This is a genomic window from Microcystis sp. LE19-84.1B (genome assembly GCF_027531875.1).
Lineage (GTDB): Bacteria > Cyanobacteriota > Cyanobacteriia > Cyanobacteriales > Microcystaceae > Microcystis > Microcystis panniformis.
Map to the genome: position 1 here is coordinate 1 of NZ_JAPZSR010000162.1, position 2,401 is coordinate 2,401.

At 41.3% G+C, this 2,401-nt stretch carries 4 protein-coding genes; 3 read left to right on the plus strand and 1 reads right to left on the minus strand.

Features of this window, described 5'->3' with window-relative positions:
• Positions 1 to 85: 85 nt before the first annotated feature.
• Positions 86 to 469, minus strand: coding sequence for a hypothetical protein (locus tag O9324_RS09965; RefSeq protein ID WP_288140102.1), 384 nt, complete (start codon positions 467 to 469; stop codon positions 86 to 88).
• Between the two features lie 227 nt (positions 470 to 696).
• Between O9324_RS09965 and O9324_RS09970 the strand changes: the two genes are divergently transcribed.
• From O9324_RS09970 to O9324_RS09980, 3 genes are all read left to right on the plus strand, one after another.
• Positions 697 to 1,005 carry a hypothetical protein gene (locus O9324_RS09970; RefSeq protein WP_002766600.1) on the plus strand — a complete coding sequence of 103 codons (309 nt, stop codon included), beginning with the start codon at positions 697 to 699 and terminating at the stop codon, positions 1,003 to 1,005.
• Positions 1,002 to 1,343, plus strand: coding sequence for a toxin-antitoxin system TumE family protein (locus O9324_RS09975; protein WP_002766599.1), 342 nt, complete (start codon positions 1,002 to 1,004; stop codon positions 1,341 to 1,343). The genes O9324_RS09970 and O9324_RS09975 overlap by 4 nt, the downstream gene beginning before the upstream one ends.
• An 83-nt stretch (positions 1,344 to 1,426) precedes the next feature.
• The gene (locus tag O9324_RS09980; RefSeq protein ID WP_002766598.1) at positions 1,427 to 2,218 is read left to right on the plus strand and encodes a Uma2 family endonuclease; all 792 of its coding nucleotides are present in this window, start codon (positions 1,427 to 1,429) and stop codon (positions 2,216 to 2,218) included.
• Positions 2,219 to 2,401: the final 183 nt, after the last annotated feature.

Below are 2,401 nucleotides of genomic sequence, written 5' to 3' on the forward strand. Positions count from 1 at the left end.
GAAATGGGGCGAAAGTCTGTGGACTCTGTGTAAGACAGTACATGGTTTTTTAACTGTGGTATGCGACGGTGGTGGAAGCAGAAACTTAAATCGTGAGGTTTAGGAATCGCCGCACTTTTAGGGCGGCGAGGATGTCAACTAGACGAATACCCGCGAATAAATTGAGCGTGTATCGAGTTCCGGCTTGATAAGTGGCGGCTACGTCTTGATAGATCGATCCACCATTGAAAGCAATAAGACCCGCCTGCGAACCGTCGGGTACTCCGCTTGGAAATTGAGTCGCATTGAATGGCTGAACCCCCGCACTACCACTACTCACAGTCCAACCGGTAATAACTGGTGAAAAATTAGGGGTTGATGGTGTCTCGAAGGAAAAATTATTGACAGTCACGCTTGCAGCTTGTGCTTCACCAGCCGTTGCCAGAGTCGCTAGGGCAACTCCAGAGACAAAGCAGAGTTGTAATTTCATAAAAAAGGGTTAGTGGTAGATGATTTGGATGCGTGCGACATTTCGGTTTGGGTGAAGCGATAGCGCAGCCCGAAACAATGACAAGCAAACAGAACATTCCGAACCATACACAATCCCCCCTGCGTTGTATCATAAAATACAATTTAATAAATCTTTACATTCTTCTCCTCCAGGGCTGACGCTTGCTAGAATGAAATCCCGCTTGATTTGTGGTAATGAGACAGTTTATGTTAGATTTTCATCTATCTGTTCAGCCTGAAACAGAAAAACGCCTTAAAAAGATTTTAAACTCTATCAAAGATCAAGAAAAATTTGCCCAAAGTATTATTGATTATCAGATTGCCGAATTACAAAAAAGCAATTTGAATCTAAAATTAGATTTAGCAGCTCTGGAAAAACAATATCAAATGACATCCCCAGAATTTTATCAGCAATTTTCTCGCGGTATTTTAGGAGATGAATCGGACTTTATAGTTTGGTCTGGACTATACGAAATGCTTCTTCAAAACGAGGCTAATCTCCAAGAATTAAAATGATTGAGGCCTATTTTTTGCAAATCGAACAAACCATTCGAGAATTTCCCAATGTGAGATATTTATCACTGACTAAGAAAATTTATAACGCAAGTCAAGGCTATATTAATGGTTCAATTATTTTTGAAAATAATCATCGCTTAGACTTTATTGAAGTTAAAAATACTGACACAAAACCAAAGATAAAATATCGCTATCATTACATGAACGAAGCTCAAGTTATGATCTTCCGTTATGATAATGCACCCCATCCTGTTGAAATTGCCACTTTCCCCCATCATAAACACGAGGTTGATGACATTAAAGAAAGCCTTGAGCCAAGTCTTGAGCAAGTGCTTTGAGAAATCGCAGAAAAACAACGAAATCTAAAACCGTAATTTTCTGTTAGAATTAGCAGTGATCAAACACCACGCTTGTAGGAGCTATGGTTAACCTCACCTATAACAAAAATCGCCCTCTTCCCAGCGCCGAAGAATTGCCCTCTTCCGATGAAACTCCAGTGGACAACCAGTTACAGAATGATCTTCCCAATCTGCTGCTAAATTTATTAGCCTTAATTTGGTCTGGTCGAGATGATTGGTATTTTGGGGTAGATATGGCTGTTTATTATAATCCAGACGAATCAGCTTTTGTCCCCGATGGTTTCTTAGCAGTTGGAGTCAACCATGATACGGGAGAAAGAGGTCGGTTAAGCTATGTTTTGTGGGGAGAAAAGTATATCCTGCCGATTTTGTTTTTAGAGGTAATTTCCGAGAAGTATAATGGTGAATATGAGGAGAAATTCTTAAATTACCAAAGCCTAGGGATTCTGTATTATGTAATTTACAATCCTTTCAGTGGCAGAAGAGGAAGATTTAAAAAGCGACAACGATTAGAAGTATATAAATTAATATCAGGAAAATATGAACTTCTAGAAAGTGAGAATAATCGAGTCTGGTTGCCAGAAATTGGCTTGGCGCTAGGTTACGAAAAAGGAGAACATATTGCTTGGTATCGGGAATGGTTATACTGGTATGATCAGTCGGGAAATCGCTATCTAACGGCTGAGGAAAGAGCGATGAACGCAGAAGCAATCGCTGCTCAAGAACGGCTGGCGAAACAAGAGGCTGAGGCGATCGCTGCTCAAGAGCGCTTGGCTAAACAAGAGGCTGAACAAAAAGCCATCCGGTTGGCTGAAAGGCTCAGAGCGCTTGGAATTAACCCCGATGAAATGTAGTATCTGACTTCTCCAAGGTATCAACAACAACCCGCATCACAAATCATCGGAAATTTTGGGTCTGAAACCCCGCCGTTCTAGGTTGGCTTTACGTTAGAATTAAAAGGCCAGTCTCGAAAACCAAGTGGACGGCGCAGCACCTTGAAAACTTGGCTTAGGGGGTTCCGACCAGAAAAGCTTGGC